Origin of the sequence: Priestia sp. BR_2, assembly GCF_041954005.1 — a bacterium.
GTDB lineage: Bacteria > Bacillota > Bacilli > Paenibacillales > Paenibacillaceae > Paenibacillus_AQ > Paenibacillus_AQ lautus_A.
The window spans coordinates 49,460-70,642 of the sequence record NZ_JAVFHM010000166.1; the positions used below are offsets into that span (position 1 = coordinate 49,460).

Annotated in this window: 21 protein-coding genes; 5 read left to right on the forward strand and 16 right to left on the reverse strand. The window is 50.5% G+C overall.

Going from position 1 to position 21,183, the window contains the following annotated elements:
* Positions 1-582, reverse strand: a complete 582-nt coding sequence (locus RB298_RS07690) for an NUDIX domain-containing protein (RefSeq protein WP_009595101.1) — start codon at positions 580-582, stop codon at positions 1-3.
* A gap of 94 nt (positions 583-676) precedes the next feature.
* On the opposite strand from RB298_RS07690, the gene mciZ reads away from it, so the two are divergent.
* Positions 677-841 carry a Z-ring formation inhibitor MciZ gene (gene mciZ / locus RB298_RS07695; RefSeq protein WP_096773248.1) on the forward strand — a complete coding sequence of 55 codons (165 nt, stop codon included), beginning with the start codon at positions 677-679 and terminating at the stop codon, positions 839-841.
* 99 nt (positions 842-940) lie between these two features.
* Positions 941-2,152, forward strand: coding sequence for a tetratricopeptide repeat protein (locus RB298_RS07700; protein ID WP_375120933.1), 1,212 nt, complete (start codon positions 941-943; stop codon positions 2,150-2,152).
* Between the two features lie 67 nt (positions 2,153-2,219).
* On the opposite strand, the gene RB298_RS07705 is transcribed toward RB298_RS07700, so the two are convergent.
* On the reverse strand, positions 2,220-3,350 hold the full coding sequence (locus RB298_RS07705) for a tripeptidase T (protein WP_486046657.1): 1,131 nt from the start codon (positions 3,348-3,350) through the stop codon (positions 2,220-2,222).
* A 113-nt stretch (positions 3,351-3,463) separates the two neighbouring features.
* Here RB298_RS07705 and prli42 point away from each other — a divergent pair, with 113 nt between their 5' ends.
* Positions 3,464-3,565: a stressosome-associated protein Prli42 gene (prli42, locus tag RB298_RS07710; protein ID WP_015734477.1), complete on the forward strand. Its 102-nt coding sequence runs from the start codon at positions 3,464-3,466 to the stop codon at positions 3,563-3,565.
* A gap of 31 nt (positions 3,566-3,596) precedes the next feature.
* On the opposite strand, the gene lipB is transcribed toward prli42, so the two are convergent.
* From lipB to lpdA, 5 genes are all read right to left on the reverse strand, one after another.
* Entirely contained in the window at positions 3,597-4,277 is a 681-nt protein-coding gene (lipB, locus tag RB298_RS07715; RefSeq protein WP_096773246.1) for a lipoyl(octanoyl) transferase LipB, read from the reverse strand.
* 125 nt (positions 4,278-4,402) lie between these two features.
* Positions 4,403-5,809, reverse strand: a complete 1,407-nt coding sequence (locus RB298_RS07720) for a dihydrolipoamide acetyltransferase family protein (RefSeq protein WP_486046660.1) — start codon at positions 5,807-5,809, stop codon at positions 4,403-4,405.
* 18 nt (positions 5,810-5,827) lie between these two features.
* Positions 5,828-6,814, reverse strand: a complete 987-nt coding sequence (locus RB298_RS07725) for an alpha-ketoacid dehydrogenase subunit beta (RefSeq protein WP_015734474.1) — start codon at positions 6,812-6,814, stop codon at positions 5,828-5,830.
* A gap of 3 nt (positions 6,815-6,817) precedes the next feature.
* Positions 6,818-7,846, reverse strand: coding sequence for a thiamine pyrophosphate-dependent dehydrogenase E1 component subunit alpha (locus RB298_RS07730; RefSeq protein ID WP_015734473.1), 1,029 nt, complete (start codon positions 7,844-7,846; stop codon positions 6,818-6,820).
* 175 nt (positions 7,847-8,021) lie between these two features.
* On the reverse strand, positions 8,022-9,443 hold the full coding sequence (lpdA, locus tag RB298_RS07735) for a dihydrolipoyl dehydrogenase (RefSeq protein ID WP_486046662.1): 1,422 nt from the start codon (positions 9,441-9,443) through the stop codon (positions 8,022-8,024).
* Between the two features lie 157 nt (positions 9,444-9,600).
* Here lpdA and RB298_RS07740 point away from each other — a divergent pair, with 157 nt between their 5' ends.
* Positions 9,601-9,906 carry a DUF2627 domain-containing protein gene (locus RB298_RS07740; RefSeq protein WP_009595214.1) on the forward strand — a complete coding sequence of 102 codons (306 nt, stop codon included), beginning with the start codon at positions 9,601-9,603 and terminating at the stop codon, positions 9,904-9,906.
* Between the two features lie 64 nt (positions 9,907-9,970).
* On the opposite strand, the gene RB298_RS07745 is transcribed toward RB298_RS07740, so the two are convergent.
* From RB298_RS07745 to RB298_RS07770, 6 genes are all read right to left on the reverse strand, one after another.
* Complete coding sequence (locus RB298_RS07745; protein WP_096773242.1) at positions 9,971-10,183, reverse strand: hypothetical protein; 213 nt, start codon at positions 10,181-10,183, stop codon at positions 9,971-9,973.
* A 68-nt stretch (positions 10,184-10,251) separates the two neighbouring features.
* On the reverse strand, positions 10,252-11,139 hold the full coding sequence (locus tag RB298_RS07750) for an NAD-dependent epimerase/dehydratase family protein (RefSeq protein ID WP_096773241.1): 888 nt from the start codon (positions 11,137-11,139) through the stop codon (positions 10,252-10,254).
* A gap of 204 nt (positions 11,140-11,343) precedes the next feature.
* Entirely contained in the window at positions 11,344-12,318 is a 975-nt protein-coding gene (locus tag RB298_RS07755; RefSeq protein ID WP_486046665.1) for a glycoside hydrolase family 43 protein, read from the reverse strand.
* Between the two features lie 78 nt (positions 12,319-12,396).
* Positions 12,397-13,308: a carbohydrate ABC transporter permease gene (locus RB298_RS07760; RefSeq protein ID WP_213577715.1), complete on the reverse strand. Its 912-nt coding sequence runs from the start codon at positions 13,306-13,308 to the stop codon at positions 12,397-12,399.
* Positions 13,309-13,362: 54 nt separating this feature from the next.
* Positions 13,363-14,238: a carbohydrate ABC transporter permease gene (locus RB298_RS07765; protein ID WP_486046668.1), complete on the reverse strand. Its 876-nt coding sequence runs from the start codon at positions 14,236-14,238 to the stop codon at positions 13,363-13,365.
* A gap of 81 nt (positions 14,239-14,319) precedes the next feature.
* Positions 14,320-15,561 carry an extracellular solute-binding protein gene (locus RB298_RS07770; protein WP_375120936.1) on the reverse strand — a complete coding sequence of 414 codons (1,242 nt, stop codon included), beginning with the start codon at positions 15,559-15,561 and terminating at the stop codon, positions 14,320-14,322.
* A gap of 275 nt (positions 15,562-15,836) precedes the next feature.
* Between RB298_RS07770 and RB298_RS07775 the strand changes: the two genes are divergently transcribed.
* Complete coding sequence (locus tag RB298_RS07775) at positions 15,837-16,739, forward strand: ArsR/SmtB family transcription factor (protein ID WP_015734465.1); 903 nt, start codon at positions 15,837-15,839, stop codon at positions 16,737-16,739.
* A 251-nt stretch (positions 16,740-16,990) separates the two neighbouring features.
* On the opposite strand, the gene spo0A is transcribed toward RB298_RS07775, so the two are convergent.
* From spo0A to recN, 3 genes are all read right to left on the reverse strand, one after another.
* Positions 16,991-17,794, reverse strand: coding sequence for a sporulation transcription factor Spo0A (gene spo0A, locus RB298_RS07780; protein ID WP_009591253.1), 804 nt, complete (start codon positions 17,792-17,794; stop codon positions 16,991-16,993).
* 195 nt (positions 17,795-17,989) lie between these two features.
* Entirely contained in the window at positions 17,990-19,324 is a 1,335-nt protein-coding gene (spoIVB, locus tag RB298_RS07785; protein WP_015734464.1) for a SpoIVB peptidase, read from the reverse strand.
* Positions 19,325-19,424: 100 nt separating this feature from the next.
* Positions 19,425-21,164, reverse strand: coding sequence for a DNA repair protein RecN (recN, locus tag RB298_RS07790; protein ID WP_015734463.1), 1,740 nt, complete (start codon positions 21,162-21,164; stop codon positions 19,425-19,427).
* Between the last annotated feature and the right edge of the window lie 19 nt (positions 21,165-21,183).

The following is a 21,183-nucleotide window of genomic DNA, read 5'->3' on the forward strand; positions in this document are numbered from 1 at the left end:
TCAGATCTTGCCCGTCAAGCTGTACATATTCCAAGCATAGACGGCGAGAATGGTCTTGGCATCGCTGATTCTCTCCTCTTGGATAAGGGAGTACGCCTCTTCCAGCGAGATTTCCATCATTTCTATGAACTCGTCCTCATCGGGGTTCATGTCGCCTCCGACCAGATCCTCCGCCAGGTACAAGTGAATGATCTCATCGGCAAACCCCGGAGATGTATAGAAGGAATGCAGTTTTCGGATCGAGCCGCACGTATAACCGGTTTCCTCCTGCAATTCACGCTTGGCCGCTTCAAGCGGATCTTCCCCCCGCTCCAGCTTGCCTGCTGGGATTTCAACCTCACAGCGCCCAAGAGGCTGACGAAATTGATTGACGGCCAGCATTTTATCGTCTTTTAACGCAAGCACCGCTACGGCGCCGGGATGCCTGACAACCTCACGGGTTGCCGTCTGCCCATCGGGCAGTGTCACCGTATCGACCTGCAGCGATATGATTTTCCCTTCAAAAATAGATTGGGTGGACAAGGTGGTTTCTTCCAGCAATTTATCCGATGCTTCACGGGTCTTACTGCCGATATCGCTCACAAAATGACCTCCTTTGTTTAAAAACGGCATGGCGGACCATGCTAGTGCATAAGGTGTATTATATCAAAATTTCCAAGAAAGAAGGAAGCCGCCCATGAAAAGCTACAAAGGTGACCATTCGATACATTTGGTAGGACAGGCCTGGCAGATCCGGATTATGCTGAAGCAATGGCAGCAGCAATGGGGATCGGAAACGATGATTATGGATATTATTTCTAAGTCTTCTAAAAATATTTATGAAAATAGATCGAAAAATTAGTGCCTTAGACCTGTTTTTCGACTTTTTTCTATTTTTTTCGAATACGGACCATGACCTTTTCGCCTATTAGGGTGTTATATATCATTGGGAGGCTTCGACATGCGACAACTACCTATTATTGAAACCGATCCGATTACAAATCCACCTTCAACTGAATATGAGCGCGGAAAATGGTACAAAAAACGCGGGTATCTTGAAAAGGCTCTGAAAAGCTTCAAGGATGCTGCACAATCCGCAACAACCGATACGACGAGCTCGGGATGGAAGGAAGTCGATTTAAGCTGGCTTGAGTACGGGCTATTAAGCATGCGAATGCGTTCCTACGGCAAGGCCGAGGAGGCTTTCAGAACCGTCGTGCTTCATTCCGGTGCCCACGCCCAAGAGGCGCTGAATCAATGGGCCGCACTCCTGCTTCTGCAAGGAATCCCGGATCAAGCCATATGCGAACGGCTTTTGGACGAAACAAGCAGCTTTCCGGCATCCAATATCATGGTTGGCAGGTCTTTATATTATATCGGGGCTTACCCGTTTGCCTCCCGCTGCTTTGCTGAGCAGGGAAGTTTATATTCCGATACCTGTATCATGTACGTGACTTGCCTCATCATGACAGGTCAAACCTCTGAAGCCATGCAGTTCATAGACAGTTACCTTCGGGATTCCACCCGTCAGCCGCGGGAACTGCCGCGTCCGCAAGGATCCGAGATGGCTCAGCTAAGCCGAATCCGGCAGCTCTGCGAGTGGAGCGTCCAACATACACTGCCTGACCGATTCATCGCCATGTCGGAGGCTTTGGAATTAGCTCGCACCGCCATATCGCTCAACATGATCTCCATCGCCGAACATCTGCTTGCCGATAGCGGCGAACGTGCTTATTATGCTCTTATCTGTTTTCTTTATGAGGAAGGCTACAAGGGACAGGCAATTTCAAAGTTGCATCAATTGGAAGCGCTGCCTCTCCAGGATCAAGACAGCTACAGCTTCAAGGTATGTTTCATAGCTGCTGAGCATTTGTATGATCTGGGTAATTATGACGAGGCCGCATCCATGCTTGAGCAGCTCAGACTCGCTTCTCCCGGGCATACGGAGGCTCGCTTCGGCGAAGCCGCTTGTTATTTGCAGTCCGCGTTGATTTCCCTTTCCGCCCGTCTTGAGGAGAGCTATTCCTCTGCATCGGCAAGGAAGGAAATCGAGTTATACCTCGACAACATTAATGCCGCATTGCATGTTGTCGAGAGCACGAACTGGCACACCACCTGGACGCCTGCCCAAAAAAGGGTGGAGACCTCCCCGACGATGTCATTCCTGAATTAGCTGAATCAAAAAGCCCGCAGCGGACATCGAGCATCCGCAACGGGCTTTATTTGATCCTCATCATCGACTACGCTTTGGCCGTTTCCTGGATAATTCCAACCACGATCTGCGCCGCCTTTACCAAATCAGAAGCTTGAATGCGCTCCTGCGTGGTATGAATGTCTTGATATCCAATCGCCAGATTGACGGTTGGAATGCCGAGGCCGTTAAAAATATTGGCGTCACTGCCGCCGCCGGACCGGAACGTACGGGTCGGCAAACCAAAACCGCCGATGGCTCGCTGCGCAAGCTGGACGACCTCGTCATGCTCATTGAAACTGAAGGCCGGATAAACGATCTCGCTAATGAACTCGCAATTGGCATTGTATTCACGAACCGTGGTTTCGAGCGCTTCACGCATATCGTTCACTTGCTTATCGACCTTTTCCTGAACGATGCTGCGTGCTTCGGCATCGATCTGAACAAAGTCGCACACGATATTCGTAGCGCCTCCGCCCTGGAATTTGCCGATGTTAGCCGTGGTCTCCTTATCGATGCGTCCGAGCTTCATTTTGGCAATGGCTTTGGACGCGACTTGAATGGCACTGATGCCGTCCTCCGGATTTACGCCGGCATGGGCAGACTTGCCTTTAATGATCATTTTGATCTTCGCCTGGGTCGGGGCGGCAACCGCGATCGAACCTAACTCCCCGTTGGAATCCAGCGCAAAGCCGATATCCGCATCCAAAACATCGGGATTCAACGCCCGCGCTCCGACCAGCCCTGATTCTTCGCCTACCGTAATGACAAACTGGACTTGCCCGTGCGGAATGTTATTTTCCTGAATGACCCGAATGCCTTCCAGCAAAGCGGCGATGCCGGCTTTGTCGTCCGCCCCGAGGATGGTCGTTCCGTCGCTTCGGATCCAACCGTCATCGCCTAGAGTCGGTTTGATGCCTTTCCCGGGTATTACGGTATCCATATGGCAGGTAAAAAGCAGCTTAGGCGCATGCTGGGCCGCCTCGTCCGCTTTCCAGGTAATAATCAGATTGCCTGCTCCGTGCCCCGTCTTTTCCTTGGCATCGTCTTCTATGATTTCGAAGCCGAGACCTGAAAATTTATGCTGGAGAACTTTCGAAATCTCTTCTTCATGTTTGGTTTCGCTATCCACTTGAACCAGTTCCATAAACTCTTGAATGATACGCTCTTCTGAGATCACTGGACTTCCCTCTCTTTCGCAGATACGATACAATGTCTGTATATCCATATCTAAACTAAATGATGCTGCTGCATGTATGTTCATCATTAAACTTATTCTAAAGGAGTTACACAATGCAACGTAAAAAGTGGTTTCGAATTGTGATCTATCTCATGCTGATTGCCATGGTCGGATCAACGCTTCTGGTTATCCTCGAGCCTTTGTTCCTTCGCTAACGCCAATACGCTACGCTAGGCAGCGAAGTTATTACAGCCAGTGAGCCTCATACGGAAATACCCGGGTGAAGTAAGGCACGATCTCCCGGGCTACTTCCTCTACCTCGAACTTCCGCCCCGTGCAATCCTCCAGAGAAGTTACGCCGAATTCCTGTATGCCGCATGGAATAATGCCCGAGAATCCCGCATCCGCGATCCCGGATTTAATGTTAAACGCAAAGCCATGGCTTGTCACAAACCCGCGATGCCGGCGGCATTTGTTGAATTTCACGCCGATGGCGCAGATCTTCGAATCCCCTACCCATACACCGGTGTACTCGGGTTTTCGGCCTGCTTCGATGTCGTATGATGCCAAGTAATCGATGATGACCTGCTCCACGTCGCGCAGAAACCCGTGGAGGTTCAAATTCTTGCCGCCATCCAGCAGCAACAGCGGATACCCGACAAGCTGTCCGGGACCATGATATGTAATATCTCCGCCGCGATCGATTTCAAACAGGCCGATGCCCTGTTTCTCCAACTCCTCTTTGCTAAGCAGCAGGTGCTCCGGATGCCGCTGTGACCCCATCGTATAGGTCGGAGGATGTTGGAGGAGCATCAGACTCTCGTGACGCTCTCCCTGATCGATGGCGGAAACATGATTTTTTTGAAGCTCCCAAGCCATGCCGTAATCCACAATCGGCGTATACGATACTTCTAACGGTTTGTTCATGTGCTAACGCCTTCTTTCATAGAGTTCCCGCCAACCGATGAATCCCCTTCGATTGACTTGATATGAATAACGTCTGCGAACCTCTTCCGAGGAATCAGTCCGCAGATCATGCTAGCAGACGTTGATTAATAGAGCTTCGTATCCAGGGTGTAGCCTTCCAGGTTGTCTTTGACGCGCTGGAGGAATCGCCCGCAGATCACCCCGTCCAAAATCCGATGATCCAGGGACAAACACAGGTTTGCCATGGAACGAACCGCGATCATGTCATTGATGACCACCGGCTTTTTCACGATGGATTCAAATGTCAGAATCGCAGCCTGCGGATAATTGATGATCGGATAGGACAGAATCGAGCCGAAGGACCCCGTATTGTTAACCGTAAAGGTACCGCCCTGCATATCGTCCAGCTTCAGCTTGCCTTCACGTGTCTTGCGCGCTAGATCCTCGATCTCTCTCGCAAGGCCCGCGATATTCTTCTGATCGGCACGGTGGATGACCGGCGTCAGCACGGAATCCTCCGTTCCGACGGCCAAGGACAGATTGATATCGCGCTTCACCACGATTTTATCCACGGCCCAGAACGAATTCATGATCGGATAATCTTTAATGGCGTTCACTACGGCTTTCAGCAAAAAGGCCAGGTAGGTTAAATTAACCCCTTCCTTGCGTTTGAACTCATCCTTCAATTGATTGCGCAGCAGCACGATGTTGGTCACGTCGACTTCGATCATCGTCCAGGCATGCGGTATTTCCGTAACGCTTTGACGCATGTTTCGGGCAATGGCATTCCGCATCGGCGTTACATCAATGAAGTATTCCGATCTTCCGCCTTCCATGCCCTCCACTTCAATGGTCGGAATTTTCGGCGATTCCGTCAAATGCAGCCCCGAATGGCGCACATCCGGAATGGCTGTGCCCAGAGGAGGCGACGGTTCCGCAGGCGTCTGATGCTGCAGCCCTTGAAACGGCGAAGACCCGCTCGGCTGCACTGCTTCTCTTTGCGCTTGCGCGCTAGGGAAAGACGCCGATCCGGCAGTAGCGCCTTGGCCTTGGGCTGCTCCCCCTTTTTCGATATAAGCCAATACGTCCTTACGGGTTATTCTTCCGCCCATGCCAGATCCCTGCACCTTCGAAAGATCGATCTGATGTTCCGCGGCCAGCGTCTGCACGGCAGGCGAGTATCGGAAACGCATCGAGCCTTCCTCGCTTCCTGCACCCTGCTGCGGACTCGCTGAAGCTGCTGCTGCCGGCTGGGGCGAAGGCGCGGTCCCTTCTCCCGAAGCGACCGCGATCCGGCAAATAATATCGCCGACATTGACGGTTTGGCCTTCCTGGGCAAGAATATCGCCCATGACGCCGTCCAGCGTGGATGGAATCTCGGCATTGACTTTATCGGTAATCACTTCACAAATCGGTTCATATTGCTCAATGGAATCCCCGGGCTTCTTCAGCCACTTGGCAATGGTCGCAGATACAAGGGATTCTGCCAGCTGAGGCATCGTAACATCGGTCAATTTCTGATTTTCGGACATGCTCACAACTCCCTGTTCTTAATAAAGCGCCAATTGACGCATGGATTCTTTGACTTTGTCCTTGTTAAGCATAAAGAATTTCTCCATCGGCGGACTGATTGGCATAGCCGGCACGTCCGGACCGCACAGGCGCATGATCGGAGCATCCAAATCGTACAAGCAGTGCTCCGCTATGATCGCGGATACTTCCCCGCCAACGCCGCCGGTCTTGTTATCCTCGTGAACGATCAGCACTTTCCCCGTAGCCCGGGCTGCGGCGATGATCGCGTCCCGGTCCAGCGGCTGTATGGTACGCAGGTCCAGCACATGCGCGCTGATGCCTTCTTCCTTCTCAAGCTCTTCGGCTGCCTGCATGGCGAAATGCAGCGGCAGGCTGTAGCTGATCACCGTAATATCCGAGCCTTCGCGCAGCAGGTTGGCTTTGCCGATCGGGACAACGTAATCGTCGTCCGGCACATCGCCGGTAATCAGCTTATAGCATTTCTTGTTCTCGAAGAACAGAACCGGATCCGGGTCGCGGATCGCCGCTTTCAGAAGCCCTTTTGCATCATAGGCCGAGTACGGCGCAACGATTTTCAATCCCGGCGTTCCGAAGAACACCGATTCCGGGCACTGGGAATGATACAAGCCTCCGAATATTCCGCCGCCGATCGGCGCGCGGATCACGACGGGACAGCTCCAATCGTTATTGGAACGATAGCGGATTTTCGCCGCTTCGCTAATAATCTGGTTGGTTGCCGGGAACATGAAGTCCGAATATTGCATCTCGGCAATCGGCTTCATGCCGTACATGGCTGCACCAATAGCCACGCCGGCAATCGCGGATTCCGCGAGCGGGGTATCGAGCACCCTCATTTCGCCGAATTGATCCATCAAGCCCTTGGTGGTAGTAAACACGCCGCCTTTGACGCCGACGTCCTCGCCTAACACGAATACGGACTCGTCACGCTCCATCTCTTCCTTCATGGCCAGGCGTATTGCATCGATATATTCCATTACCGCCATCTCTTACGCGCCTCCTTCAGCATCGGCATATACGTGAAGAAGCGTATCTTCAGGCTTCGGAAACGGAGCCAAGTCTGCAGATTCCGTCGCTTCTTTTATCTCCAGGTTTAACTGCGCGATCAGATCCTGATCGCGTGCTTCGTCCCAGAGCCCGCAGTCGATCAAATAGTTCTTGAAACGGGCGACGCCGTCCTTCTTCCAGTTCTCTTCAACCTCTTCTTTGGTCCGGTACGCCAAATCGTTATCCGATGTGGAATGCGGAGACAAACGGTACATCATGGATTCGATCAACGTTGGTCCTTCCCCTCGGATCGCGCGTTCCCGCGCTTCCTTCACGGCAGCGTAAACTTCAAGAGCGTCGTTGCCGTCCACTCGAACACCCGGAAAACCGTACCCGAGCGCGCGGTCGCTGACCTTTCCGCTAATCTGTTTATGAAGCGGAACCGAAATGGCGTATTGGTTATTCTCGCACATGATAATGACGGGGAGCTTGTGAACGCCGGCAAAGTTGCAGCCTTCATGGAAATCGCCCTGATTGCTCGAGCCTTCGCCAAACGTAACAAACGATACAAAATCCTTCTTCTGCATCTTCGCGGCAAGCGCGATGCCTACGGCATGCGGAACCTGGGTCGTTACAGGGCTGGAGCCGGTCACGATCCGCAGGCGTTTACTGCCGAAGTGGCCCGGCATCTGCCGTCCGCCGCTGTTCGGATCCTCGGCCTTGGCAAAAGCCGACAGCATTAATTCGCGAGGCGTCATGCCAACCGCCAATACGAATCCGTAGTCGCGGTAGTAAGGTAGAAAATAATCCTTCTCCCGGTCGAGGGCAAAGGCAGCAGCAACCTGACATGCCTCCTGCCCGATTCCGGAAACGTGAAAATTAATTTTGCCCGCACGCTGCAGCAGCAGATTGCGCTCATCGAATTTTCGCGCCAGCACCATATATTTGTACATGTCCAGCACTTGTCCGTCGGTCAGTCCAAGCTGCTCATGCCTATTGTTGTTTGCCGTAACCGTTTCATGTTCTTTCATGGAGATCCCTCCTTTATGTGAGCCATGACTTATAGGCTTGATCCGCCTCGCAACCTGAGTTTGAGGCATATTAGATCAAGTATTAAAACCTGGTACTAAGACTTGGCTTAATGATATTATAATCCCTTTCTCGGCAAAAAGAAATGAGGGATTCCACAAAAGAATATCCTCATTCCTACAAACCGATCGCACGTCCATCCACGGCAAGCATCGCTTCGCCGATGATTTCGGATAATGACGGATGGGCGTGGACCGCCGTGCCGACTTCCCATGGGGTCGCATCCAGCACTTGTGCAAGAGCCGCTTCGCCAATGAGCTCGGTTACATGCGGACCCATCATATGCACTCCCAGAATATCCTGCGTCTTCTGATCGGCAATGACTTTTACGAAACCTTCCTTTGTTCCGTGGATCAAAGATTTGCCGATCGCCGAAAACGGGAATCTGCCGATCTTGATCTCATGTCCGCGTTCTTTCGCCTGCTTCTCCGTCAGCCCGACGCTGGCTACCTCATGACGGGTGTAAATACAGCGCGGGATCCATTCGCTGCGGTAGGCCTCCGTCTTCTCGCCTGCCAGATGGTTCACGGCAGCAATCCCTTCATGGCTGGCCGCATGCGCGAGCTGAAGACCCCCGATGCAATCGCCGATCGCGTAAATATGGGGCTCCGTTGTCTGCATATTCCCGTTCACGGCAATGATGCCGTTCTCCACGCGAACATCGGTATTCTCAAGTCCGATATTCTCGGTATTGCCCACTCTTCCGACAGAGAGCAGCAGCTTGTCCGCTGACAACGTTCTTGTGTCATCCTTATGCTCGATCGCGATGGACACGCTTTGATTCCGGATCTCACAGCTGTCGGTTAATAGCTTGATGTTCGTGATAACCTCTACGCCCCTGGCGCTGAGCATCTTCGACAGCTCGCGTCCGATCTCCTCATCCTCCGTAGGCAGCAAATGGGATGAAGCTTCCACAATCGTGACCTGAACTCCGAAATCATTCAGCATCGAGGCCCATTCCACGCCGATTACGCCGCCCCCCACGATAATCATGGATGAGGGAAGCTCATCCAGCTGAAGCGCATGGTCGCTAGTCAATATATGTATGCCGTCAGGCTCTAATCCCGGTAAGTGACGCGGACGCGATCCGGTCGCAATGATCAGGTGGGTGGGAACCACGGTTTCCATCTCGCCATCCGGAAGCTCAACCGCTACGGCCCCGCTCCGCGGAGAGAAAATGGACGGGCCGATAACTCTCCCTTTTCCCTGCACGACGGTGATTTTATTTTTACGCATCAAATATTGGACGCCCTGGTGCAGCTTCTCCACGATGCCGTCCTTCCGTTTCTGCACTTTGTTATACGATAGCCGGACTCCGTCCGTCTCGATTCCATAGCTCTCGCTATCCTTCATTTCCGCATAAAGCTCGGCGCTTCGAAGCAATGCTTTGCTCGGAATGCACCCGCGGTGCAAGCAGGTCCCTCCCAATTTGTCCTGCTCGATGATAACCACATTTTTACCGAGCTGGGCTGCACGGATGGCTGCAACATATCCACCGGTACCTCCGCCAAGAATTGCTACATCACATGTTATAGCCACAAACGGCACCTCCATCATAAGTCCAGTTATACACTTTCATTGTACTCTCTTTTTTTCGGATTACAAAATCGTCATCCATAATCGAAATAGACATCCCCTTATGAAAAAGGTATGATAAACGGTAGTTTAATACATCAGTCGCAGGAAGGAATCTTCTATGAAAATGTTAATTTCCCGCTTTATTGCCATCTTGATTTTGGTTATTCCGGGTTTTATGGCAATGAAGGGTTTCTTAATGATGAAGGATGCGGTTTTTCTATATATTGCCGTGCATGGGGACGACAACGTGGCGAACCCCGCTTTCGGTTGGCTTTCTTTTCTTGGCGGACTGGCCCTGTTCGTCATCGGCATCGGTTTCCTGGGCGGCTGGATTCTGTTCCGCGACCGCAAACGGAATTACGTCGGTCCGAGATTCAAAAAGAAGCGCCCGGCAACAAAATCAGGAACGCCGTCCAAAAGCTGATTCACCCATACAAAACAAACACCGGGGAGCGCTCCCCGGTGTTTGCTTGTTTTGGCCCAATTTGTTATTCCATGAGGGCATCCTTCAATTTACTCGACATTCTTGTTTCTTTGGAGGCTGCTTTTAGGGCGGTTCGCCGCAGATTGACATTCTGTCTCGTTAAAGCTTCGATTTCTTCATACATCGCATGGATTAACGACAGGGCATCCGGAGATAAACCTCCCTTGGATTCCGCCTCCTGTATACGCTCTTTCCATGCTTCCATCTTGTCGCTCATGCTGATCTTCCTTTCAGGGCAATTCCCTATTTTCCGTCTTCAACCCCATGCTTCCTACGTCCGTATCATTAACGAACCTTCAAATCGGCGGACAATTCGGCTATCAATTTCGGCATCCAATCGTGCAAATCCCAAAATTTAAAGCCGGCGGCTGCGGCTTTGGCATGATCCATCGTCCAATCACCCGGAATGCCGAACGGAGACATGTGATCCGGTGCCGCCGATGACTGGAGCGGTGCCGTCCTCCCGATTTCCTGCTGGATCAAGCCCATCATTTCCCGTACCGAAATCGTGCCGCTCGAACATGCATTAACCGGGCCTTCCAAATGGACTCGGCCTGCCCACTCCAGAAATTCTGCCGCTTCTTCGGCATGCACAAACGAGATTTGCGCGTCGGGATCCGGCAAACCAATGGCTTCCCCGCTCGCAGCATGTTCAATATGGAAAAGCAGCCTTCGCGTGTAATCATCCGGTCCAAGCACAATCGGCAGCCGGACGGCGGTTACATTGAGGTTATGGCGACCGAACAATACCGCCTCCGCCTGGCGCTTGCCTTCCTTGTAGCTGTAGTCCCTGCTTTCATTCATCATGACCGGGTATCTGTAAGGATCAAAGTCTTCTTCCCTCACCGGATGATCCGCAAAATCATATACCGACAACGTGGAGGTCAGCACATATTGTCCTACACGTCCGGCAAATAAATCCGCTGCTTGTCCCGCTTCTTCCGGCGTATAACATATATTATCATATACGATATCAAAATCCTGGCTCCCCACTGCCTGCTTTAAGCTTTCCGGATCTTTCCGATCCGCGGCAAGCCGCGAAACGGCACCCCCGAATGGATCCTGGTGTTGTCCGCGCGTCAAAATCGTAACGGCATCGCCGTTAGCCACCAGCCGGTTAACCAGCCTTTTGCCAAAAAAGCGGGTTCCGCCCAATACTAATATCTTTGCCATTTATAATTCCTCCCTACCAGGAAATAAGTATATCGTTAATAAAAACGATTCTTACTACACCCTTAACCATTCAAATAGGTTTCCTGTCCTTTTTTCTCCATCCGTATCGCAGACTCCTTCTTTTCTCCTATTTAATATTATGCAGCCGCCTGCCTCGGAAATTAAAAAAACCGACCCAGCATTTAAGCTGGGTCGGTTTCAAGGTCATGACTCGGATATCATGGCATGATCCGCTCTCGGCACACCGAAATTCGGCGTACCGTCTTCATTCCACCGGATGATCTGTACGCGCGCATGGCGGTTCGGATCATATAGCGGATCACCCACGATCTCCTTGTAACTACGGGCATGGTAAACCAGGATATCCAGCAGGCCGTCCTCGGAAACCGTGAAGCTGTTGTGTCCCGGCCCGTATTGGCCATTGGCTTCCGATGTCGTAAATACGGGGAAGGGTGATTTCACCCAGGAGCCCGGATCCAGCAAATCGCTGTCCTCATCGGCCGTCAATAGGCCCATCGCATAGTTATGGTCCGTGGCGCTTGCCGAATAGGTCATGAATATGCGGCCGTTTCGCTTCAGAACGGCGGCTCCTTCATTCACCAGATAGCCGATCTTCTCCCAATCATATTCGGGAACCGATATGCAAACCTGTTCCCCTGTCAGGGTCCAGGGATTTTCCATCAAGGAGATATAGAGATTCGAGTTGCCCGGAATGGCCGGATCTTTCTGGGCCCATACATAATATCGTTGCCCCTTATGCTCGAACGTGGTTGCGTCCAGTGCAAAAGACTCCCACTTCGTGATCACTTGTCCCTTCTCCACCCATTCCCCTTCCAGCGGGTTCGCCGAAGCGTTCTCCAACACGAACATGCGGTGATCAAACAACCCGTCCCTCGTTTCGGACGTATGGGCCGCTGCGTAATACACGTACCATTTGCCCTCTATGTGATGAAGCTCGGGCGCCCATATATTAGCGCTCATCAAACCCGAATCATGCTTGCGCCAAATCGTTAGGCCTTCCGCAACCGCAAGCCCTTGGATCGTTTCCGAGCGTCTAAGCTCGATCCGGTCATATTCCGGCACGGAACCGGTAAAGTAATAAAAACCATCGCTATGTTTATAGATCCAGGGATCTGCCCTCTGCTCGATCAGGGGATTTTTTATATATAATTCAGTCATGGTGACGACTCCTATACCTTGTAGTTTGACTTCGTTAGCTTTCGGTTTACTTGCTCTTCATTTCCGTTCTTCAAAAAACTATCCTTTGATACCCGCGTTTAAGTTGATCGACTGCACAAAATATTTCTGGGCAAACAGGAACAACAGCAGCGTCGGAATGATGGCCAGGATCGCGGAACCCATCAATTGTCCGATCATGCGATAATTACCGTAGATGTCCTGCAGCAGCAGCAATCCTGCCGTAACCGGCATCTTCTCCACGTCGGTATACACGATGACCGGCCAGAGGAAATCATTCCAGGAACCCGTGAATGAAAACAGGCCGCATACAATCAACACAGGCTTCATCAGCGGCAAAATGATAGAATAATAGATTCTAAAGTCACCCGCGCCGTCCACGCGTGCCGATTCGTCCAGATCCTTGGGAACGCCCATCATGAATTGTCTGACCAAGAAAATGTTTCCCATGCCTGCCAAGCCTGGAATAATCATCGCCCATGAGGTGTTTACCCACCCCAGCGCATCTATGATTTTGTAGGACGGAATCAGGTTCACGACTCCGGGAAAGAAGGAAATCCCCAGCAAAGTAAAGAACAAGGTGTCTCTTCCTTTAAAGTTCATGCGGGAGTACCCGTAGCCGGTGATGGAAATGACCACGATCACCAGCAGCGTATGCATCGTTGCGATAAAGACGGAGTTCATCAACCAGCGCAGGATCGGGGCCGTCGACGTATTTTGCAGGATCGTGACATAATTATCGAATATCCAGTTGTCGGGCAGCAGACTGAAACCGCTGGATACGACCTCCGCCTGGGACCGGAACGATGTGGTAATGCCAAAGATGACCGGAATCGCCCATATCACGCACAACAGGATGAGGAATGTATAAGCCATATATTTGGACACGCTAATGTTGGTTGAAGCCTTCTTCGGACCGGAGCGGGCAAGCTTAGTATCCGCGTTCGCTTCATGTACTACCGGGTTCGACATTGCACAGTACACCTACCTTTTATCGTTTCCGTCGTTTGCAAGCAGAACATGCCGCTAGGACGCGTTTCGGTTCATCATATAATATTGAAGGGCTGAAATGACCAGAATGACCAGTCCGAGCAGCACCGCCATCGCGGATGCCATGCCGGCAATGGATTCCCCGTGGCCGAAGGCCAGCTGGCGAATATACATCATCAATACCGTCGTGCTCTGTCTGGGTCCTCCGTCCGTCATCATTAATGGCTGACCGAATACGTTGAAAGCTCCGGCGGTCGTCATGACAAAGGTATAAATCAGCGGGAAACGAATGGAGGGCAGCGTAATGCTCGAAAATCTGCGGACGGGCCCCGCTCCGTCCATCTCGGCCGACTCGTACAAATCCTTGGATACTCCGCTGATGGAAGCCCGGTAGATGATCATGTTTCCACCGACTCCGCCCCAAACCGTAATGACAATAATGATCAGCCAGGCATAAGGCTGGTTGGCGGCCCAGACCGTTTCGGAGCCGAAGACGTTGTTCGTGATCCCAAGCTGCTTGTTAAATATCAATGACCAGATCAGTGCCGCTGCGGAAATCGAAATTAATCCGGGAATATAGAGAATGGATTGAATGACGTTTTTCATTTTTACTTTTTTGTGTTCGAGCGACACCGCGATCATTAACGGGATAACGATTAATATCGGTACGCTCAGAACTACGAAGATCAACGTATTTTTTAATCCGTTCATAAATTGGGTATAGAAGGTGGACTCCGCATCAAACAGAATCGTTTTATAGTTGGCCAGGCCGACCCATACCGGGTCATTGATCAAATTCCATTGCGTAAATGAAGCATAGATCCCGTATAGGGTCGGTAATAGAATAAACACGATGAATAGAATCAGATGGGGACCTACAAAGAAATAAGGTGTCAGCGACTTCTTTTTCATACCCTTTCATTTCTCCTTTGGAAAAGAAAAGCGCCATGAGGTTTGGACGCTTTTCTTTTTTTCAATCGGCTCTGCCTTCATTTACTTTGCGGCACTGTTGCCTTCTGCGATTTTATCCTCTACGAACTTCTGCATCGTCGCCAGGGTTTCGTCGATATCGACGTTGCCCCGTACAATATCCGCTGCATATGTATCTACGGCCTCGGCAACATATGGATAGTACTCGTAAGTGTAAATGTACAAGGATTCAATTTCTTTTTCGTTGGACGTGAAGAATGATTGAATATAGTTGTTGTAGTCCGGACTCTCAATGACTTGTTTACTCGCTACGATCTGACCCGCTTTTGCCCACTCGATCGAGTGTTGGCGAATGAACTCCAGGAATTGGCCGATGGCCTGCTCTTTTTCATCCGTTCTCTTCTCGTTCTTCAGCATGGAGAACAGGTGGGAGGATGCTCGGTTTGTATATTTATCCGCACTCGTCGAATAAATGTTGGTTACGCCAAAGTCAAGGCCGTCAACCGCGGCATGGGCCGTCGAGCTCCACGTGCCGTCTGTGGAGAATAAAACGTTTCCAGCTTGGAACATCAGGTAGCCGTCTTCGCCAAATGGTGTCATTAAACCCGCGTCGGCTATTTTCTTAATCTCCGTAAATGCCTGCTTCATGGCTTCCGTATTGACTGCAGGCTTGCCGTCTTGCTGGATGTCTCCGCCCAGATTCTGTATTTGAGCCAACACAACCCAGCCCAACAGCGCGTCATTGACCACGTAATCGCCCTCATCCAGCTTGCCTTGCAGCGACAACATTTCATCGATGGTCACGACATCGTCATCCAGGAAACTTTCAACATTGTATTTCTTGAGCAGATTTTTGTTGTAGTACATCGCGTTGCTGTGGATATCAAGCGGTACCGTATATTGGGTGCCTTCCACGTTTCCGGTTGCCCAGGCCTGCGGCAGATAATTGTCCTCTTTCAATTCCGGCTGCGCTTGCATGACTGCCGTCATCGGCTCCAACACGCCCTGCTTAACGAAGCTTGGAACGCGGTCCGCGTGGATGATGGAAAGATCGGGAACGCCTTTGCCGGAATTAATAACGGTGGATATCTTCGTATACATGTCGGAAGTGATGACATGCTTCACTTTATACTCGGGATTGGTGGCATTGTAATCCTTAACGAGCTGATCCATGTAAGCCCCGTCATCACCCGTCAATGGCGTCCAGAAGGTAATGGTGTTCTTGTCGCCGTTTCCGCAACCTCCCAGTACCGCTACCGCTAACAATGCAAGTATCAGTGAAACCCCCATTTTTTTCTTCAACAAACTCTCCTCCTATTACTAATCATTTGGTTAATCATTCACCGGCCAGAATCATGAAAACGATTAACTTTGGTTCAGTATACACTCGCACTGAAAGCGGTGTCAATAACTTATATATAAATCTTAGTTATCATTTTTATATTCGATTAACCTTTTGATTAATTATATTGTTGAGAAAATGTGTGTTTAAACGCCAAGATTTATATACAGGTTAATAATGCCTGTGTTATGATGCATATTAGTTAATAATTGAAAAACTTGTTGAAAGAAGTGGTCATATGCAATTGGAAATAGACAAGTCATCGCTTGTGGTTTACGAGGCTTTGGCCAGCGAAGTTCGCATCAAGATTATTCAGCTGCTCTCCAAAAACAAAATGAACATCAAAGATTTGGCGCAGGAGCTTCAAATCAGCAGTCCGATCGTGACGAAGCATATTAAAAAACTAGAAGATGCCGGCATTATCCGAACAGAGAAGGTGCCGGGAAAATCGGGGCAGCAGAAAATTTCGATCCTGAAGGTGGATCACATTGAAATCAACTTCCCCAAAAAGATTTTCCATTCCTTTGCTTCTTATGAAGCCTCGGTGCCGATCGGGCATTACACCGACTATGACCTGAAGCCTACGTGCGGCCTTGCTACCGAGAAGGAGTTCATCGGACGGGTTGACGAACCCAAGTACTTTATGGATCCCAAGCGCGTGGATGCGGAAATCCTGTGGTTTACCGAGGGGTTCATCCAATACAACATCGCCAACTTTCTGCAAAAGGATGAGAAGCTGCAGCAATTCGAAATCAGTTTGGAGATATCGTCCGAGTTTCCTTTTTCCAATGATGTGTGGCCGTCGGACATTACGTTTTCCCTGAACGGAATGGAGCTCGGCACGTGGACGAGCCCAGGGGATTTTGCGGATACGCGGGGGAAATATACGCCTGAATGGTGGCCGCACAACATCAACCAATACGGTCTGCTGAAAACGATTCGGATTACCAGCCACGGCACGTATATTGATGGCGATCCACTCTCAACCGTCTCCGTGGACGACCTGAATTCGGCATGTGATCGCTGGACCTTTCGTATCGAAGTCAAGGAAGACGCGAAGCATGTTGGAGGCGCTACGTTATTCGGCAAGAAATTCGGAAACCATGCCCAGGATATCCAGTTCAAAATGTATTATCTGTGAGGAAATCGATGGTACGGCAGCACCGGAAGGAGATTACAGGGTGGTGATGTAATCTTAGTAAAAAACAAACCAGCCGCTGATCCGGCTGGTTTGTTTGTGCTGATGAATTCCGTCCTGAAACATAAAATCACTCCTTCACAGGTTACGGTAGCCGCAACCAATAAAGGAGTGATTTCAATAAATCGCTCAAGTAGACATTTAGGTGTGCAACGTCCATGTCCCTAAATCCCTTCCTCTTAGTCCTTACCCTTTCAAGAGACCTTATGCTCGATCCGAAGCTTGTCTGCCACCATGGCAATGAACTCGCTGTTGGTCGGCTTCGATTTGCTGATGTTAATGGTGTAGCCGAACAAGTGGCTGATGGAATCGATGTTACCGCGCGTCCAAGCCACTTCAATGGCATGCCGGATCGCCCGCTCCACTCGGGATGGCGTTGTTTTGAACTTCTCAGCGATGGCCGGATACAGCGTTTTGGTAATCGCGCCAAGTATTTCGATATTGTTGTATACCATGGTAATGGCTTCGCGCAGATATTGATATCCCTTGATATGAGCCGGAACGCCGATTTCATGGATAATGGAAGTGATATTCGCGTCCAAATTCTTGCCCTTGCCCATAGGAACCACATTGGATTTCATGCTTGTAAACGGAGTGCCGGAGGAAATGCTGCTCGGCGAACCCACGAGCTGTCGAATGCGGCTGGCGAGCACCTCCATGTCAAACGGCTTTAAAATATAATAGGAAGCACCCAACTGCACCGCGCGCTGCGTAATATTCTCTTGACCGAACGCCGTGAGCATAATGACTTTCGGCTGCGGAGACAGATTCATGTCGCGTAAACGCTCGAGCACCCCAAGCCCGTCCAAATGAGGCATAATAATATCAAGGATCAGTACGTCCGGTACTTTTCCGGATTCCTCAATCATGCTCAGTACTTCTTCGCCATTATAAGCGATTCCGGATACCACCATATCTTGTTGATCCGAAATGTATTCGCCGAGCAGGTTTGTAAATTCACGGTTGTCGTCTGCCAATAATACCTCAATCTTTTGCAATTCGTGCTCCTCCTTTATCAGATCAGTTGTTATTTTAGAACATTTTTCTGTTTATAAAGTTTTCGACATGCTTATTTAAATTCCTTCTGTCGAAAATTATTTTTCTTTATTTTTTTTTGAAGTTGATTTATAATTAAATATTTTGTTTCAAATTAATCTCTATTTCGTTCTTTTACGACAAAAAATCTCAAGGCATTAACCTGCCTTAAGATTTTGAGGTGTTGATTCTGTAGATTGTAGTACGCCGGAATCTTGAAGCATCCACTCGATAAAGCACCCATATCCCGACTTAGGGTCGTTTACAAACACATGGGTTACCGCTCCAATCAGCTTGCCGTCCTGAACGATGGGACTGCCGCTCATGCCCTGCACGATCCCGCCGGTTTTCTTAAGCAGCCTTGGATCGGTAATGCGCAGCACCATTCCTTTGGTCGCTGGAGCGTCCTGTTTGGAGACGTGAACGATCTCCACCGTAAAGCGTTCGACTTCCTGGCCTTCAACGACGGTTAATATTTCAGCGGGACCTTCCTTCACCTCATGGGAAAAAGCAACGGGAATCGGCTCCTGATACAGTCCGTGATCCGGAAGCTGATTCATTTTACCGAAAATGCCGAAATGGGTATTGCGCTCGACATTGCCTAAAATCTTGCCGTCTTTGGTGAAGGTTGCCCTTTTCTCTCCGGGCTCGCCTTCTTCGCTACGGCTAATCGAGGTGACGTTGGATTGAACGATCTGGCCGCTTCCAACATCAATGGGGGTCTGAGTATTCATGTCGGTGATGACATGGCCGAGCGCTCCGTAGACCTTCTGGTGAGGCGCATAAAAGGTAAGCGTCCCTACGCCTGCTGCGGAATCACGGATATACAGGCCAAGGCGCCAGCTTTGATCCTCTTGGTCATAGGCGGGACTCAGCTTTGTTTTCATTACCTTGCCGTCCCGTTTAAAGGATATGTCCAGCGGCCGATTCGCTTTACCGGCCTTCTCGACGATCTCGGCAACCTTCGTGACATCGTTAAGCGGCTTTCCATCCATCGTTGTAAGCAGGTCGCCAAGCTTTAGGCCGGCAGCTTCGCCGGGAGACACTTTGGCCCCGTTTTGAACCCGTACCAGATGATGTCCGACCACCAGTATACCGGAGGATTTCACCTTGACGCCTATGGTTTGGCCTCCCGGTATGACTTTAAGTTCCGGCATCACTTTGACATGGACAGTCTTCAGAGGAATTGTACCGAATAATTTCAGGGTCACTTCTGCGTTTCCGCTTTGCTGGGGATTGAGCTGCAGCGGCTGTTTCAACGATACTTGAAGTTTCGATTCCCGGGAGCCGTTTAGCTGAAGGACATCCGGTCGATCGACTGAAGCGAGGGCTTGCACAGGCATGGCAACATCAAGTCGGGACTGCTGACCGGTAATCAATCTCAGTTCATCGGGCAATGAGGCAAAAGATTGGACAGGATCAGCAGTTCCAATGAAACAAAGAAGGAAAGCAAGAACGAAACCGAGCAGTTTTCTCCTGAGGTTGGGCTTCAATGGCTGTCACGCTCCCTTTTTCTTCTTTCGCTTGACGAAAAGGTGGTCGCCAATTGCGTACCTTTAAGTTACCCTGCCCTTATGGTTTTATAACTGTCAATCATTGACCCAAAGCCTTTCTGGAAGCCTTTTGCGCTGCCGCCAGATTGAGCATTTCTTGGGCATGATGAAGCGTCTTTTCGGTAATTTCGACTCCGCCAAGCATCCGGGCAAGCTCTTTTACACGCCCTTCTTCATTCAGGTTTTCTACTTGCGTCATCGTTCTGGAGGCTTCAAGCTTCTTCTCGATTAAATATTGATGATCCGCCATGCAAGCCACCTGCGGCAAATGCGTAATGGAGAATACCTGACAGGTTTTCGCCAGCAAAAACAGCTTCTCGGCAATCGATTGGGCAGCCCTTCCGCTGACACCCGTGTCGACTTCATCAAAGATTAAGACCGGTATTTGATCATGACGGGCAAATATACTCTTCATCGCCAGCATAATTCTGGACATTTCCCCACCCGAAGCAATTTTGGCAAGCGGACGGAGCGGCTCGCCCGGATTCGCGGAGATGAGAAATTCCGCCGTATCCATGCCTTGTCTCGTCAACCGGACTTTTTGGCCTTCATACTCGTAGCCGTTCGGATCCAGCTGCAATTCCAGGCGGACTTCCAGCGAGGTGCGTTCCATTTGAAGATCCTTCAGTTCTCCCTCGACTTGCCTAGCCAAGTCTTGCGCGCATTGCTTGCGGGCATGACTCAGCTCTTTCGCGCTTACGAGCAGCACGCTTAACAACTCGTCACGGCGCTGTTCCAACGCTTGAATAAATTCGTCCTTATTCTCCAGCATATCGGTTTCCTGCTGAATTCTCACGTAGTATTCCAGAATTTGCTCCACATTATCCCCATATTTTCGGCGCAAACCGGAGATCATATCTAGACGGAGCTCAATTTCATTGAGCCGTTCGGGATTGAATTCGATGCCGTCACGATAATCCCTTAATTGGAAGACCGCATCCTCAAGCTGATAATAAGCGGATTGAAGCTGCTCGACAAGCGGCTTTAATCCCTTCTCGTCGTATCCGGATACATCCTCAAGTCTGGACAAAGCCCTGCTGACGGACTCAAGGCCCGATGATCCGTACAACAGGTCGTAGGCTCCCGCTACGGAATCCATCATCTTCTCGCTGTGGGAGAGTTTGGTTCTTTCTTCGGACAATGCCTCGTCTTCGCCGGTTTTCAGCCCGGCAGCCGCGATTTCCTCCAGCTGGAACCGGTACATATCCAGCATTTGATATGCTTTCTGGCTGGTTTCCTGCAGGTCCTTAAGCTCTTTCTCCACTTTGCTGAATTCGCCGTAAAGCTCCTGGTATTTGCGCTTTGCAGGCCCTATGGTCTTATCCCCGTAAGTGTCCAGCAGGCTCATATGCTGCTCTGAACGCAGCAGGCTTTGATGCTCATGCTGTCCATGGATATTAATCAGCTTTTCCCCGACTTCGCGCAGCATGCTGAGGTTCAGCAGCTGTCCGTTAATACGCGACGTGCTTTTTCCTTGAGACGTCAGCTCTCTTCGAATAAGCAAGTGCTCTTCCGGATCCGCTTCAACCCCCAGCTTCTTGAGCGTACTCCATACCGGATGCTCCGCAGGCAGCTCAAACAGAGCCTCGATCTCCGCTTTGTCGCACCCGTACCGAATCAGCTCAGCCGAGCCGCGGCCGCCGGCAATTAAACCCAGCGCATCAATGATGATGGACTTACCGGCCCCGGTTTCCCCCGTTAGGACGTGAAATCCGGGATAAAAGTGCACATCCACGCTTTCTACGACAGCCAGGTTCCGAATGGATAGCGTGTTTAACATGTTTACCACCTCCGCTACT

What these genes read in the sequence shown, in the direction of transcription:
- recN (WP_015734463.1), bottom strand. Translation starts at nt 21,164, where the DNA reads ATGTTAAACACGCTATCCATTCGGAACCTGGCTGTCGTAGAAAGCGTG.
- RB298_RS07700 (WP_375120933.1), top strand. Translation starts at nt 941, where the DNA reads ATGCGACAACTACCTATTATTGAAACCGATCCGATTACAAATCCACCT.
- RB298_RS07720 (WP_486046660.1), bottom strand. Translation starts at nt 5,809, where the DNA reads ATGTCCGAAAATCAGAAATTGACCGATGTTACGATGCCTCAGCTGGCA.
- lipB (WP_096773246.1), bottom strand. Translation starts at nt 4,277, where the DNA reads ATGAACAAACCGTTAGAAGTATCGTATACGCCGATTGTGGATTACGGC.
- RB298_RS07750 (WP_096773241.1), bottom strand. Translation starts at nt 11,139, where the DNA reads ATGGCAAAGATATTAGTATTGGGCGGAACCCGCTTTTTTGGCAAAAGG.
- RB298_RS07740 (WP_009595214.1), top strand. Translation starts at nt 9,601, where the DNA reads ATGAAAATGTTAATTTCCCGCTTTATTGCCATCTTGATTTTGGTTATT.
- RB298_RS07765 (WP_486046668.1), bottom strand. Translation starts at nt 14,238, where the DNA reads ATGAAAAAGAAGTCGCTGACACCTTATTTCTTTGTAGGTCCCCATCTG.
- RB298_RS07745 (WP_096773242.1), bottom strand. Translation starts at nt 10,183, where the DNA reads ATGAGCGACAAGATGGAAGCATGGAAAGAGCGTATACAGGAGGCGGAA.
- RB298_RS07755 (WP_486046665.1), bottom strand. Translation starts at nt 12,318, where the DNA reads ATGACTGAATTATATATAAAAAATCCCCTGATCGAGCAGAGGGCAGAT.
- RB298_RS07730 (WP_015734473.1), bottom strand. Translation starts at nt 7,846, where the DNA reads ATGAAAGAACATGAAACGGTTACGGCAAACAACAATAGGCATGAGCAG.
- mciZ (WP_096773248.1), top strand. Translation starts at nt 677, where the DNA reads ATGAAAAGCTACAAAGGTGACCATTCGATACATTTGGTAGGACAGGCC.
- RB298_RS07775 (WP_015734465.1), top strand. Translation starts at nt 15,837, where the DNA reads ATGCAATTGGAAATAGACAAGTCATCGCTTGTGGTTTACGAGGCTTTG.
- prli42 (WP_015734477.1), top strand. Translation starts at nt 3,464, where the DNA reads ATGCAACGTAAAAAGTGGTTTCGAATTGTGATCTATCTCATGCTGATT.
- RB298_RS07760 (WP_213577715.1), bottom strand. Translation starts at nt 13,308, where the DNA reads ATGTCGAACCCGGTAGTACATGAAGCGAACGCGGATACTAAGCTTGCC.
- RB298_RS07725 (WP_015734474.1), bottom strand. Translation starts at nt 6,814, where the DNA reads ATGGCGGTAATGGAATATATCGATGCAATACGCCTGGCCATGAAGGAA.